Here is a 13,399-nt window from a genome sequence, read left to right as displayed (position 1 = left end):
AGCCGGATCCGAGTGATCGCGGAGTGGTGAGGCACCGTACCGACCCACGCCTCCTGATATGGCGAAAGCCGAGCTGGGCGCAGCAACCGACCGGTGCTGGAACTTGGCGTGCAGGTCCACACGTAGTAACGGTTGGGCGCCGCCACCACCAAGATCGGCATACTAGGCAGTGCCTGCAGGTAGCTGGGTCTGCTCTTAACGCCGTTCATCCGCGAACTGTCCTGACTCCGATGGATGAGCCGGGACGCAAGCGCGATCGCACGACAGTAGTGAGGGCGATGGACCAGGGTCGCGGGCAAGTCCCTGCGAAGGAGGCGGCAGGGCCTCCGCCTCCGGCTGCCGTCATTCGGGCCAGAGGTGCACCCGGAAGCGCTCGATCCCGTCCAGCCGTCGCCATGCGGCGTGTGTCGTTGCGGCGTCGGCGTACAGGGTTCGGGTCTCCACCCTCGCGCGCCGCCGTCTGGACCTCCTCCCGACCCTGATGCTCGACCATCACCCGGTACGTCCCGGGTGTCACCGACATCTCGCACACGATCCCCTCGTCGGTGTCGACGCCGATTCGGCCGCTGACCACCGTGAGCCGGAACGGTCCCTCGTTTTCGTGCATCGCCAACCGCACCCACGGACGGGTGAGCTGATGCCCACACCGGATGTGCAGCACCGTCCCGGCGGCGGCGATCATCTTTCCGCCCCGGCTGCCCGGGATCCGCGCCGCCTGGAACGCCGCACGTTCGTCGGCGCGGGTGTCCACACCGACGTCCCGTATCAGGACCAAACCTTCGTACGTCGCCACCACGGCCTCTGCCGCCGTACCCATCGTCGAGCCTCTCTGCTGAGCGGCGGTGGTGCCCCCCGGAAAGGGGCACCACCGCCGCTGTTCACCTACTGATCGCGACGAAGAACGCGTCTCCGTCGATGATGCGCTGCGGCTGGTAGAAGCCGATGTTCAGGTAACGCTGCCCGGACTCCTGATTGTCTATCTCGCTGATCAGGCGGGCTGAGCCGTGCCAGGTCCTCCAGCCGTCCGGATTGCCGTCCGCTCCGCCGCTGCCGGTGTACGCGCCCTCCCGGGTCGAGGCCATCGGGTACTCGTCGCAGTTGAGGTTCGGGGTGGCCGAACCCTCGCCCCAGACATCTCTGCAGACCTTGCCGGCCCAGTCGCGGTTGGTTGCTTGCAGTTGGCTGTCGACCAGGCGGTGTAGCGGCCGTTGATTGGCACCGGGCTCCGGCCGGTACTCGCCGGGTGGGCTTTTGCCGAGGAAGGACGGCCAGGTTCGCACCGGGTGGTGCAGTGCGTCGTCGATGTGCTGGATCGACTCCTCGACCCTGGACTCCCCGTTGTCGGCTCGCGCGATTGCCGCCAGGTCGTACGTGGGAATGACGTCGGAGAAGACCGCTCCGTGGTGTCTGCCGGCGACGGCGCCGGCTGAGTCGAATCGGATGTCGGCCGTGGTCATGCCGTTTTCGATCCACGGATCGATCTGCGGGTTGACGGGAGTGATCGCCATGTTGAGCCGGACCAGCGCCTGCGCCCGGTAGTCGTTACCGATCCCGGTGTTGTTCGGCGAGGTCATGGTTACCCACATGTTCGGTATCGCCGCCCACTGACCGAGCGGCTGGCTGACCTCGGCACCGGACGGGTTGCAGGTGATCAAGCTTCCGCAGCCGGTGAGGCTGACCCGCATCGGAGTGGTTTCCCGTTCGGCGCCCCCGAGCGCCTTCCAGCCGTCGAAGCTGAGGTAGAAATCGACCTGGCGGGTGCCGTTCTGTGCGATGCCGACCAGCGTGTAGTCGAATTCAACGCTGGCGATCGCCGTGCTACAGCCCCTACAGCGCAACTCGACCTTGCGATGGCCGAGGTGGCAGGGCGGCACGGTCCACCCAACCGTTTCCGACGCCCCGCACTGTGCCTCAATCGCGCCGACGATCGCTGAGCCTCGGGTCCTCAATCCGCGCGACTCGCACCCAGGCCAGCTACCCCGTCGGGCACCATGCGGGTACGCCAGCACATCGGTCGTGCCGCATCTGACGGTACGGGCCGGCACTGGGGTACCACACGGTTCTGCGCCCCACATTCCGCCCCGACAACGCCCAGACAGCCAAAGCAGTAGAAAGATCCCTGGCCAGAGACCGTTTCTAACGAAGTCTCAACACCGATCGTCGAAGTGCAGTGTGGGGCGCTGCGTGACCATACCTGTGACCACGAGATCACGAGCAATCGGCGCGCCGGTCGATGACTGACGTTGATTGACCCGCACAAAAATCGGGTGGAGCCGTGGGGACTCGGACCCCTGACCCCCCACATTGCCAATGTGGGGCAGGTCTTGATCGCGCCCCGCTGACCAGCAGCGGTTTCGCTTAGGGCTTGGCGGCGTTCCTGGTCGGCCATTCGGCTGCCACGGCAGAACGAGCGGTTGGCGGTGCTACCGCACTATTGGTACTGGCCACGCTGCTCTATTGGCTGCTTATGCTGATGGTCAGTCGTCGCTGGAGTGGGGGCACCCTGGAGGAGGGCACGTCGGCCGACCTGCTGGGGCTGCGTTCGGTTGCGATGATGACAGCGCTGTGGCTGACCGGGTCTCTCGTCGGGGGACCGGTGCTCGGGCTGCTCGGCCATATCGTGCGAGTCGGCAAAGTGTCGACCTCGGCGCTGGCTGCGGGGGCGGTATGCGGCCTTCTCTCTGGCGAGGGCTGGCAGGCCGTGATGCTGGCACCGCCCTGGCATCTGTTGACCGTGTCCGACCCGCACCAAGCAGAGTTCTTCCGAGGCGTTGTGGTCGGGGAACTCGTCAAGATCGTGCTTCCGATCGTCGTCCTGGCCTGGCCGGGCACGGCGCACCGCCTGCGGCGCGTCTGGGCAACGCTGCTTACTGTGGCCATCTCAAGCGGTGCCCTGAGTGCGGCGCTGTGGTAGGTGCTCTACGCCGCAGCAAACATCTGAACGCGTCGGCCAGACCGCAGGCGCAGGTCGGTTAGGTGCGTCAGGCATCCTGACCTGCCGCCGAGTTTGCGTGGCAGCCAGCAGAGGTGGTCCCGCATCGTGGCACACGCAGGCTGCCCGCTGTGCGCGCTCGTGCTGATGAGTGCCGCCTCCGCCTTTAGTGTCAACGTTGTGCGGGTCATGATGTGGAACCTCTGGTGGCGGTTCGGCGGTGCGTGGCAGGAGCGAGAGTCGGGAATCACGGCAACGCTTGAGCAGGTCCGCCCTGACGTCGTTGGGCTGGTCGAGACCTGGGCCGGCGACGGCACCACACAGGCACAGCGACTGGCCGACCGGCTCGGCGCGGCGGCCGCAGTGTTCGCGCCGACGTCGCTTCCACCACTACCGAACCCGCCGGAAGATCCGACACAGGCTGGGATCGACATGGGAATCGGCCTGATCAGCAAATGGCCAGTCCGTGCCATCGAGGTCCACGACCTGCCGCACGGCCAACGGCCCGGTCCACCTCCGACCGCATTGCTGGCCACTGTGGAACACCCGCACGGGCCGCTGCACGTGATCGTCTCCTGCATCGAGTGGGAGCCCGCCTACGCCGCCGACCAGCTCGCGCAGAGCCGAGCCCTCGCCGCGCTCGCCACCGATCCTCGGCTCGACGGCCGGCTACCGGTACTGCTCCTCGCAGACCTCAACGCCGCAGTAGACCAGCCCGAACTCGCTCCGTTGCTCGACGTGATGGTCGACACCTGGGCAGCGGGCGGCGGCGACCCAAAAGCAGTCACGCTCAGCTCCGCCGTCCCGGACGCACCACTGGAGGCGAGCAAGCAAATCGACCGCCGCATCGACCACATCCTGGCCCGCCCCGGCCGCGTCGACAGCACGATCACCGTACCGCGGGTGTTCCTAGCTGGCGACCACCCGATCAACGGGCGGTACCCATCCGACCACTTCGCGGTGGTCGCCGACCTGCAGCTATAAGGTCACAGCCGTCATCGGCACCGACCGTTCAAGGTTCCCTTCTAGCCGCCAACCGTATGGTCGCGCTACGTGACAGGCGTCGAGTTCGGTCTACGTTCTGCGGCACACCGCCTGGCCTGGCGGCGATCCGCCTCGGTGACGTTGGCGTGATGCTGTTGCTAAGCCCAGCCGTTCTTTTTGGGGCGCGGATCTGGCCGATGTGCAGATGCTGGATCGGCGGGGATGACGGTCAGTCGCGCTTCAGGCCAGTGAAGGTGACCGCGAGCGCACGGGCTTGCAACTGTTGGTCCGATCCGCCGTATCGAACACCCTTGACACGCGCGGGCAAGGAGCGCCATCACCTCGGGCAGCCGTACCGAGTCAGCGACGACTCCGGCGACCTGGGCCTGTTCCATCAGCCTGCCCACCGCCTCCTCCAGGTGAACTAGCGCGCCCGGAAACCGGATGTCCACCCCGGAACCGGCGAGCAGACCGCGATGATCCTTCGACGCGTGTACGGGCTTAGCCACTGACAGCCGCCACGCTCGGTTACAAGGACTGTTCGAGGGGTACCGACCAGGTGAGTGCGATCAAGGTTTCCCACCGGTCCGACTCAGGGCATCCGACCGGGCTCTTGCCCAGATCCAGGAACAGGTGCAGTTGCTGTCGACTTGTGGAGCGGATTGCCCGGCTGAGGGTTCCTCGTGGTCGACATTTACCGTCACCCACTAGCAGATGCTGTACACCGGCGGACTCGTCGAGGACCGCAGCCACCCACTCGACCGGGGCCTGGAAGAGCTGTGCACGGCAGTGCACAGCTCAGAGATCCTCGACCACATTCTGGCCGGTGACGTCGGTCCGTCGCCACGACGTGACGACATCGCCCTGCTCTGCCTCACCCGGGACCGGGCGAAGCGCTGAAAAGGCGATCCAGTCCGTCGGCGGCGATCGAGGCACTGCCACGGTCTTACGTCGGTGCCGCTGAAGGCCGCCTTACGAAACGAAGACGGACCACGGTGCAGTCCGATTCGCCGAACGCGGTGACGCCATCGCAGAGCCGTTCCACGATGGCAAGGCCCCGTCCGCGTTCGGCATCCGCTGCTGGCATGGCTCGACCGAAGGTGCGCATCGCACCGCTGTCGCTGACATCACAGTACACGAAGGCGTCGTCAGCCCAGATCCGGACCTGCCCGCCGGCGGTGGTGTGCTGCAGAGTGTTGGTGACCAGTTCGCTGACGGCTACCGCCAGTGCCTCAACCGGGTCCACTGGCAAGCCGAGGCGGTGTGCCTGTTTCCGCACGAAGGCGCGGACCAGGGGCAGATCGGCGACATCGCCGTAAGCGACCACTCGTGCGTTGTGCATCGTCTCGTGTCGGTAGCCGGTCACATGGGTTCCGATGGGAGGGCGGGGTCGCTGTCAGACGGCGGGGGTGGCTGAAGGAGTGGCAGTACACCGGTCATCTCCAAGACCCTCGCGACCGTTCCCGTGGCATTGACGACGTACACGTTTCCGGCGCGTTGACGCGCCGCTTGCCGAGCGGTGACAAGCGCGTGCAGACCGCTGGAGTCCAGAAACCGCACCGCTGCCAAGTCCACCACGACCAACGAGGTGGCCTGTACCGCCGTATGCAACAGGGCGCTCAATTCGTCGCGATGGCGCAGGTCGCACTCACCTGCCACGGACACGACGATCCTGTCCGCCTCCGTCGCGGTACGCACCTGAAAGTCTGACATGGCAGGCGCAGGCCCTTCCGGGAGTGGGAGTCGGCGGCGATCAGCCCTGTCAGCATCTTCGGCACGCATCACAGTGTCAATCACCTGCGCGGGCGGCCCTGGCTGAAGGTGCTGGTCGGGACACGTGCCTGCCCATAACGCAGCTCGTACCCGATGCGATTACTGGCGCTCACGGGTGTGCTTCCCGGCCGCGCGAGCGGTGTCGTGGCTGCGGAGCCGCAATGTCGGTGAGCGGGCTCTGTGCAGATTCATCCAGTGCCCCCAGGGTCCCAGGAGCGGGCAGACCGGTCGCCGCAGCCCCTGCCTGCCCGGTCTGCGCCCCGTCGGTGAGCCGGACGCACAGGATGGCGGTGTCGTCGCCGAGTATGTCGTCGCCGATCATGTGTCGGATCAGGTGGCGGCACAGCGCTTGCGGATCGTCCGGGCCGCGTTGTTCGGCGGCGTCGGCGAGTCGTTGCATGGATACGGTGATGTGCTCGTCGTGACGTTCGACCAGTCCGTCGGTGTACCAGACCAGGACAGCCGGCTCCGTGAGGACGCACTCACCCTGCGAACGCTTGGCCTCGCCGACGCCCAGGGGCATAGACCGCCCGTCCCACAGGTACCGAGCGGCGTCATCTTCGACCAGCAACGGCGGTGGGTGTCCGGCGCAGGCGTAGCGCAGCAGTCGGGTGCCCGGGTCGTAGTCGGCGAACCCGACGGTGGTCATCAGCGAGTCGGCGATGACGGTGCTGGCCCGATCCAGGCTCTGAAGCACCTGGGCAGGGCCGTGCGCGGTCTGCGCGACGATCCGCAGCGCCGATTGCAGCCGGGCCATCGCCGCAGCCGCCGTGACATGATGCCCGACCACGTCGCCCACGGCGAACCCGATCCGGCCACCGGGCAGGGTGAACACGTCGTACCAATCCCCACCCACCAAATGGGATAGGTCGGCGGGCCGGTACTCCGCGCTCACCTGGACACCGGCCAACGCGCTGGTCACCGCGGGCAGCATGGCACGCTGCAATTGATGTGCGGCGTCTATCTCCCGCTCGTAGGTGCGCGCCCGGCGCAGCGCCTGCCCGCTTAGGCTGGCCAACGTGTCAGCGAAAGAGAGCACATCAGCATCGACACCGTGGTCGCGGCGGAAACTGAACGTCAGCGAGCCCAGAATCTCCGGGTCTTCGCCGCGGATCGGCACACACACGCTGCTGTGGATGTCGAGTGTCCGGTATGCGTGCGCCAGATGTGGGTAAGCGGCCAGCACCTCCTGCTGAGTTCGATGGATCACCGGCTGCCCGCAACGGATCGCGTCGGTGTCCGGCGTCGCCGCTTTCAGCGGCACCCTCCGATGCCGGTCCACCAGGTCCGCCGAGCCGCCCGCCGTGGTCCACACGGCCACCTCCGCGGTGTCGGGCACGACGATCGCCGCGCTGCCGTGGTCGGCAAGCAGACCGATGCCCTCTCGTACGATGGCCTGCGCGATGGCCTCCGACGTGGGAGCCCTAGCCAAGTCCGTCGTCAGAACCTGCAACGCGTGCAGACGCATCCGAGCCGCCCGCTCCACCGACGTGTCCCGGCGGGCACCGTCCCGCTCCGCCATCGCCACCGAGAGAATCCAGGCACCGAGGATCGTGGTGGCCAGGAACGCCTGCAACGTCAGCGTCCTCCACTGGTCCGAGGTATCCAGTGCCGCCCAGGGGCCGTGGCCGATGCTGGTCATCAAGTTCGCCGTCACCGTGGCGGCCATGCCGGCGGTGAGCGTGACCGACAGCGGCTGGCTGAACGCCAACCCGAACAGCACCGGGATCGGCAGATAGAACAGCGGCAGATCCTGGGGCCAGAACCCGGCAACCGTGATGAGTGTGGTCAGCCCGACAGCCGACGCCCACCGCGCCGGCTCAGGTCGGCCACGAGCTGGGCTGTGCCACGCCAGCACACAGCCGGCGACGAACAACACGCCGGTGGCGTCACCTGCCCAGAACGACACAAATGACTGGGGCCATGGCAGGTCCGTGCTCAGCGCAAGCTGCGTGGCGCCGATCGCGGCACCGACTAACGGCCCGGTGCCGACAGCACAGCCCAGAAACGCGAGAAGGTCCCGGCGGCGAAGAAGATCGACGTCTCCCGGAACATAGCGGCGTAGCAGCAGCGCACCGACCAACGGCTCGGCTGTGTTGGCCAGCGCGTATCCCCATACCCAACTAGGCGACATGCCATGTGACACGTCCACCACGACCTCGGTGACAGCCACCGCCGCCAGGATCCAAGGCCACCTGTTGCGTGGATTCAGGACCAGGGCCGACAGTGTGACACCGGCCGGCAGAAACAACACAACGATCGACGGCGCCCCGAAACCGAGGAAGGCCAGTGAGGCACCCGCGCCGTAAGTGATCACCACCGTAGCTAGCACCAGCCACAACGGCCACGGTCGGGTGCCTGCCTGCGGCGCAGCCGAGTCGGGCAGGCTCTTCGGTTCAGATGGTGCGGGAGCAGACAGCGGACACTCCCCAGCTGGACGGTGCCGAGCCCACGCTACGCGACGTCCATGGCCCTGCAAACCAACCCACGATGCCGACCGTCCTTAACGCGTCAGCGGCACACTCTCGTCGCAACGGGCGACGGCTACGTAACGCGACACCCGGAGTTTAAATCCTGCTCACAGGAACCGCTCATCAGCTCGCAGAACCTGGCCTCGCCACCTCCCCGTGCAACTTGGCCTTGACCGCATCAGGGATCAACCTTCCGCCCACCGCCTGGACCTTGTTCATCAGGGAGCCGGCCACCACCTTCGCATCGCCGTTCATCATGGCCTCGAAACCCTGACGGGCCACCTCGGCCGGATCATCCTTCCTCTCGGCCAGCTTGGTGTCTTCCAAGTCGGCCCGCTCGAAGAACTCTGTGTCGGTCGGGCCCGGCATCAGCGAGGTCACGGTGACCCCGGTGTCCTTGAGTTCCTCCCGAAGCGCCTCCGCGAACGACTGCACAAACGACTTCGACGCGTTGTAGACCGCCTGATACGTCCCCGGCATGGTAGACGCGATCGACGAGGTGAACAGCACCCTGCCACTCCCCCGTCGCAGTAGATCGGGCACTATCCGCTTGGCGAGATGCACGGTGGAGCGACAGTTGAGATCGATAATGACCAGTTCATCGCTCAGACCGGTCTGCCGGGCGAAATCACCACCCTGTCCCACTCCGGCGTTCAACGCGACAGCGTCCACCGGCCGGCCGGTATCACTGATCTCCTGGTAGAGCCGCTCGACGCCCTCCGGCTTGGCAAGGTCCACCCGGACCGCCGTCACCGTCGCACTGCTGTCCCGCCGCAGGCTCGTCGCAGCGACGTCCAGTTCCGCGTCCTCTGCGGCCATTACGACGTCGTACCCGTGTTGGACGAACTGCCGGGCCAGCTCAAACCCGATACCGCTCGATGCCCCGGTCACCACCGCGAACGGCCGCTGCGTCGAAGAATCACCCATGACCTGTCCTCCCCTCTGGTGCCACGCCGAACAGCGCGTCCGGCTCTGATTTCGGCCACTGGAGGTCCTGCCCAATTGACGGCGCGTCAACCGTCAGGCACGAAGAACACCCGAAGTCGCTGCACGAAGCAGCTCGCACTCTGGTGCACGACGACTAATCCGCCTGCATCTGAAACCCACCGGAAACTGGACGGTGCAACGCGGTCACCGCTGGCGGGACCGCTCGACGGCGATCTCCCGAGACACCCGGGCCAGCCGGAGTGCGGTGACAAGGCCGATGCCGCCGACGATGTTACCCAGCACGGACCAGCCGAGGGCACCCAGCCAGTCGAGGTGGCCGAAGGGCGCGCGGCCGGTGGCCAGCGCGGCGAACATCATGATCGAGTCGAGGACGCTGTGGAAGAGTTGCCCGCCAGCGAGCAGCGCGCCGAACAGCAGCGCCGGCACCAGGCGTACGCCGAGGCCTTTCGGTGGCGTGCTGCATCCGGGTCATCAGGGTGATCACCATGCCGGCGAGCACGGCCAGGGTGAAGGAGCGCAGGTTGACGCCGAGGGTGGCGTAGTGGGTACCGGTCCCGATCGCGGTGTCGTGCAGGCCGGGGAAGGCGCGGATGATGAGCCAGGCCAACAGCCAGCCGCCGAGCAGGTTGCCGACCAGGGTCACGCTCCACAGCCGCAGCAGCGAGCCGGGCGTGTTACGTCCGGCGGCTACCGCCGTCACCGGTACCAGGAAATTCTCGGTGAACAGCTCGCTGCGGGCCAGCAGCAGCGCCACGAAGCCGATGCCGAAGGCGAGCCCGGCGAGCAGCGGCTGACCGGTGGCCTGCTCGACCAGCAGGTAGGCCAGCGCGCCGGTCCCGACGTCGATGCCGCCGAGGATCCCGGTGACCACGAGAGGGATCCACGGGCGGGCCAGCCGGACCGCGCCCTCCTCGACCACCCGGTCGAACGCCCGCGCGACTTCCGGCTCGGAACCGGTTCCCCGATCGCCCCTCACACCCTCGACTGCCCCTCACGTACGACAGTTGGTCGCCGGGGTCCCGGCCCTCGACGAACCCTTCCTCACTCGTTGCCGTGGTTGCCCTCCCAGTGGCCACCCACCACCTCGGCGTCGGTCCGAATGGCGACGCCGTTACCGTCCAGGTCGTTCTCGACGACGCGGCAGTTGACGCAACTGCCGCGGTCAGTGATCCAGATCCCGTGGGTTTGGGTGCCCGAGCCACTGTCGCGGATCAGGTTGCCCCGGATGGTGACCGAGTCGGTGGTGGCGTTGACGGTGATTCCCGCACGGCTGTCCGGAGCGGCCGGCAGCTCGTACGCAGTTCCGGGTGGCGGCGTGTCGGCGCTCCAGGCGCTGGTGATACCGGGTCGGATCGGGGCGAGGACGAGGGTGGTGGCGTCGTTGGCAGCCACCACGGCGTACCGTTTGCCGACACGCAGCACCTTGCCGCGGTGGCCGTCGGCCGACCAGGCGGCGTGCTGGTCGACGAGAAGGTTCGCGGTGTAGCGAACGGACTCGCCACGCCCGGAGGCGGCAGGGGCGCGCTGGCGGCCGTTGTTGCGGATCCGGTTGTTGATGATGACCGCGTCACGCAGTGGCCGGTCGAAGCGGATGCCGTCGAGGCTGTTGCCCCAGATGTCGTTGCTCTCGATGACGATCTCCCCGGCCGCGGCTCCGACCGCCGACATCTGGTCCCCGTCCCCGAGGTCCTGGTGGTGATAGCCGTAACGGCCGTTGCCGGTGATCCGGTTGCCGCGCACCGTGTAGGGGCCGGCGGTGTTGCCGATGTTCACCCCGTCGCGCAGATTGCCGTCGAGTACGCAGTCGGTGAGCATGCCGCCCTTGCCGGGGATGCCGGTGGTGCCCTTCGCCGAGACCTGGAAGCCGGCCTCCAAGTTTCCGGTCATCGTGCAGCCGGTGACGATGAGTCCGTCGGCACCCCAGTCGGAGATGCCGAAACGGTTGGCCTCGGCGTGGCAGCCGACGATCCTGATGCCCCGCGGCTGGGGTCGGTCCGCATGCTGCATCTCCAGGAAGATGCCGTTGGTGGCGTTGCCGACCGCGACACAGCTGGCGATGGTCAGCCGCTCAATGGGCCCCCACCCGCCGACACCAATGCCGATGCCCGCCCCGCCCATCTCCAGGCCGTTGTCCAGCCGGCCGCACTCGAGCACCCGGACCGCTTGGACCAGGCAGTCCTGTAGGAAGTCGCAGCCGAAGCCGGTGGCGGCGGTGTGGTGGATGAACAGGTTCCGGAACAGGCCCCCGGTCACGTACTGCAACCCCAGGCCCTTGGACAGCGGGTTGTACTGTGCCGACGCCACGCCTGATCCGTCGATCTCGAAGTCGGCGAAGGTGCAGTAGGCGAGGTGCCGGTCGGGACTCGCACCATGGAGTTGGGCGGTGTAAAAGGCCAGCGGCACCGGCGCGGACCGGTTGCCCTCGTTGCTCAGGACGAAACGGGTGGCGCCCGGTCCCGCCCCGAGGAGTGACACCCCGCTGCGCCAGACCGTGCCGGCGTCCCGGATGGCGTACACCCCCGGTGGGCAGTGGATCACCCGCGCCCGCCCGTCAGCGGCGAACGCGTCCCCGAGGCGGTCGACCAACGCGGCCAGCGCCGGCTGGTCGTTGGTCGTACCGTCGCCGGTCATGCCGTGTTCCCGCGCGTCGCAGAGCAACGGTGCCCCGGCCACCGGGTACGGCCGCACGCCGGACGCAGTCGACGTCACCTCACCTGGCACCGGAGCCCAACCTCCCGACGCTGGCCGCCCGAGCGAGTCGCAGTCCCTGCGTCCACCCCCGATCACGGCGGCCGGCCACGTTGCCCCGACGGTACGTCGCTCACCTCCCCGGCGAGGGCGGATGGGTGAGAAGACAGCCAGCCGGGCGATCCGAGCGTCGCTACTGCGTGTGCCGCGGGGGTGTCAGGAAGACACGTCGTCGGCCTCGGGGTCTTCGTTTGCTTTGAGTAGTCGTTCGCCGAGAGCGGTCTCGAGGCTTTCGAGGACCAGATAGACGACAGCGGCCAGGAACGGCGCCACCGCCCAGACAGCAGGGTGGGCGATCCACGTCGCGGCCAGCCAGGCGCAGCCCAGCCCGCCGACCACGGAGAAAAGGTTCATGCTCGTGCCCGCCGCTTGGACATGGGTGCGGTGTTGCGGCATCGGCTTGCGGAAACCGCGGGAGAGGAGCCCTTCGAGCAGGGTGAACGACAGTACCGCGCCGATGGCGAAGAGGAAGATGTGCGCGACGGCGGGCGGGCCTTCCATCGCGTTCAGCAACCCGAAATTGACCGTGACCAGGATGGAGAAGCCGAACGTCGTGCTCTCCCTGCCGACGGTGCTTCTCAGTCCGCGCTTGACGGGGTCTTCGGTGGGGCCACCAGCTTGGTTCCCGGACAAGACGTGGCCTTTCGGACGGCAGAGGGTGGACCTGCCTGCCCTCGGACTCGACAACCACCATCGCACACGACAACGCGCCTTCGCATCTGCTGCACGGCCGTGGGCCGGTGGTGCCATCCGGGACTGCGACGGGGGCACCAAGCGTGCAGCCGCGGGCGGCACAGCGACGACGGGTACGTCCGCAGCGGGGTCGGGGCGGGTTTCGTGGCGGGCGCAGCGGGCACTGCCTGCCCATGACCGACCGGCGCGGACCGTATCTGGACGACACCCTGGGGCTGACGCTCGACGGCTACGCCTGGCTACCGGCACTGCTGCGACGGCTGGACGGGTCCGCCGCGCAGACCCGGGTGATGGGCCAGCGGGCGCTCGTGCTGCGCGGGCCGGACGCGGTGCGTTTCTTCTACGACGAGCGAAATGTGTGTCGACACCCGGCCGTTCCGGAGCCGGTCCAGGGAACGTTGTTCGGCCGCCGGGCCGTGCACACGCTCGACGGCGCGGACCATCGCCACCGCAAGGCGATGTTCCTGTCCCTGCTCACCGACCCCCGCGGCGTCGCCGCGCTGGTCGACCAGGTGGCCGCGGCCTGGGACGACGCGCTCGCGACGAGCGGCGGCGGGCGACAGATGGTGCTCTTCGACGAGGCGAGCCGCGTGATCACCAAGGGGGCCTGCGGCTGGGCCGGCATCGACCTGGACGACGCCGGGGTGGCACCCGTGGCCCGCGACCTGACCGCCATGGTCGACGGTTTCGCCACCCTCGGGCCGCGACACTGGCGGGCGCGGCGCGCCCGCGGGCGGCGGGAGGACTGGCTGACCGCACTGGTCGAGCAGGTCCGCGTCGGTGCCGTCACCGCGCCCGCCGGGTCCGGACTCGACGCGGTCACCGGACACCGCCACCGCGACGGGCAGCT

At 67.8% G+C, this 13,399-nt stretch carries 13 protein-coding genes and 1 pseudogene; 3 read left to right on the top strand and 11 right to left on the bottom strand.

Annotated features, from left to right (window positions below; genetic code table 11):
- Positions 1 to 878: 878 nt before the first annotated feature.
- Positions 879 to 2,009, bottom strand: a complete 1,131-nt coding sequence (locus CLT74_RS02485) for a NucA/NucB deoxyribonuclease domain-containing protein (RefSeq protein ID WP_486581930.1) — start codon at positions 2,007 to 2,009, stop codon at positions 879 to 881.
- A 356-nt stretch (positions 2,010 to 2,365) separates the two neighbouring features.
- Here CLT74_RS02485 and CLT74_RS02480 point away from each other — a divergent pair, with 356 nt between their 5' ends.
- Positions 2,366 to 2,914, top strand: coding sequence for a hypothetical protein (locus CLT74_RS02480; RefSeq protein ID WP_143697024.1), 549 nt, complete (start codon positions 2,366 to 2,368; stop codon positions 2,912 to 2,914).
- A gap of 207 nt (positions 2,915 to 3,121) precedes the next feature.
- Complete coding sequence (locus CLT74_RS02475) at positions 3,122 to 3,916, top strand: endonuclease/exonuclease/phosphatase family protein (RefSeq protein WP_486582689.1); 795 nt, start codon at positions 3,122 to 3,124, stop codon at positions 3,914 to 3,916.
- Between the two features lie 158 nt (positions 3,917 to 4,074).
- Here the strand turns inward: CLT74_RS02475 and CLT74_RS31070 are convergent, their stop codons facing one another.
- On the bottom strand, positions 4,075 to 4,425 hold the full coding sequence (locus tag CLT74_RS31070) for an SbtR family transcriptional regulator (RefSeq protein WP_486581929.1): 351 nt from the start codon (positions 4,423 to 4,425) through the stop codon (positions 4,075 to 4,077).
- 205 nt (positions 4,426 to 4,630) lie between these two features.
- Here CLT74_RS31070 and CLT74_RS02470 point away from each other — a divergent pair, with 205 nt between their 5' ends.
- On the top strand, positions 4,631 to 4,816 hold the full coding sequence (locus tag CLT74_RS02470) for a hypothetical protein (protein ID WP_099845085.1): 186 nt from the start codon (positions 4,631 to 4,633) through the stop codon (positions 4,814 to 4,816).
- Between the two features lie 46 nt (positions 4,817 to 4,862).
- Here CLT74_RS02470 and CLT74_RS02465 read toward each other — a convergent pair whose 3' ends face one another.
- From CLT74_RS02465 to CLT74_RS31055, 9 genes and pseudogenes are all read right to left on the bottom strand, one after another.
- On the bottom strand, positions 4,863 to 5,282 hold the full coding sequence (locus CLT74_RS02465; RefSeq protein WP_486581928.1) for an ATP-binding protein: 420 nt from the start codon (positions 5,280 to 5,282) through the stop codon (positions 4,863 to 4,865).
- Positions 5,279 to 5,629, bottom strand: a complete 351-nt coding sequence (locus CLT74_RS02460; protein ID WP_099845084.1) for an STAS domain-containing protein — start codon at positions 5,627 to 5,629, stop codon at positions 5,279 to 5,281. Before CLT74_RS02460 ends, CLT74_RS02465 begins: the two co-directional genes overlap by 4 nt.
- A gap of 169 nt (positions 5,630 to 5,798) precedes the next feature.
- Positions 5,799 to 7,157 (bottom strand): PP2C family protein-serine/threonine phosphatase, encoded by a 1,359-nt coding sequence (locus CLT74_RS31065; protein ID WP_486582688.1) that lies wholly within the window; start codon positions 7,155 to 7,157, stop codon positions 5,799 to 5,801.
- Between the two features lie 102 nt (positions 7,158 to 7,259).
- Positions 7,260 to 8,006: pseudogene (locus CLT74_RS31060) on the bottom strand (MASE1 domain-containing protein); the annotation flags it as partial.
- Between the two features lie 277 nt (positions 8,007 to 8,283).
- Positions 8,284 to 9,087, bottom strand: coding sequence for an SDR family NAD(P)-dependent oxidoreductase (locus CLT74_RS02450; RefSeq protein WP_099845082.1), 804 nt, complete (start codon positions 9,085 to 9,087; stop codon positions 8,284 to 8,286).
- 292 nt (positions 9,088 to 9,379) lie between these two features.
- Complete coding sequence (locus tag CLT74_RS02445; RefSeq protein ID WP_486581927.1) at positions 9,380 to 10,084, bottom strand: formate/nitrite transporter family protein; 705 nt, start codon at positions 10,082 to 10,084, stop codon at positions 9,380 to 9,382.
- 65 nt (positions 10,085 to 10,149) lie between these two features.
- Positions 10,150 to 11,829: a right-handed parallel beta-helix repeat-containing protein gene (locus CLT74_RS02440; RefSeq protein WP_486581926.1), complete on the bottom strand. Its 1,680-nt coding sequence runs from the start codon at positions 11,827 to 11,829 to the stop codon at positions 10,150 to 10,152.
- A gap of 183 nt (positions 11,830 to 12,012) precedes the next feature.
- Complete coding sequence (locus CLT74_RS02435; RefSeq protein ID WP_099845081.1) at positions 12,013 to 12,489, bottom strand: hypothetical protein; 477 nt, start codon at positions 12,487 to 12,489, stop codon at positions 12,013 to 12,015.
- A 299-nt stretch (positions 12,490 to 12,788) separates the two neighbouring features.
- Positions 12,789 to 13,385: a hypothetical protein gene (locus CLT74_RS31055; protein WP_486581925.1), complete on the bottom strand. Its 597-nt coding sequence runs from the start codon at positions 13,383 to 13,385 to the stop codon at positions 12,789 to 12,791.
- Positions 13,386 to 13,399 lie beyond the last annotated feature (14 nt).

This window comes from Verrucosispora sp. CNZ293 (assembly GCF_002754655.1).
This window is presented reverse-complemented; position numbering and strand designations above follow the sequence as displayed.

Bases quoted from the DNA above. Each gene is read 5' to 3' on its own strand.
- CLT74_RS02470 (WP_099845085.1), top strand. From the start codon at position 4,631: ATGCTGTACACCGGCGGACTCGTCGAGGACCGCAGCCACCCACTCGAC.
- CLT74_RS02450 (WP_099845082.1), bottom strand. From the start codon at position 9,087: ATGGGTGATTCTTCGACGCAGCGGCCGTTCGCGGTGGTGACCGGGGCA.
- CLT74_RS02460 (WP_099845084.1), bottom strand. From the start codon at position 5,629: ATGTCAGACTTTCAGGTGCGTACCGCGACGGAGGCGGACAGGATCGTC.
- CLT74_RS31065 (WP_486582688.1), bottom strand. From the start codon at position 7,157: ATGCGTCTGCACGCGTTGCAGGTTCTGACGACGGACTTGGCTAGGGCT.
- CLT74_RS02475 (WP_486582689.1), top strand. From the start codon at position 3,122: ATGATGTGGAACCTCTGGTGGCGGTTCGGCGGTGCGTGGCAGGAGCGA.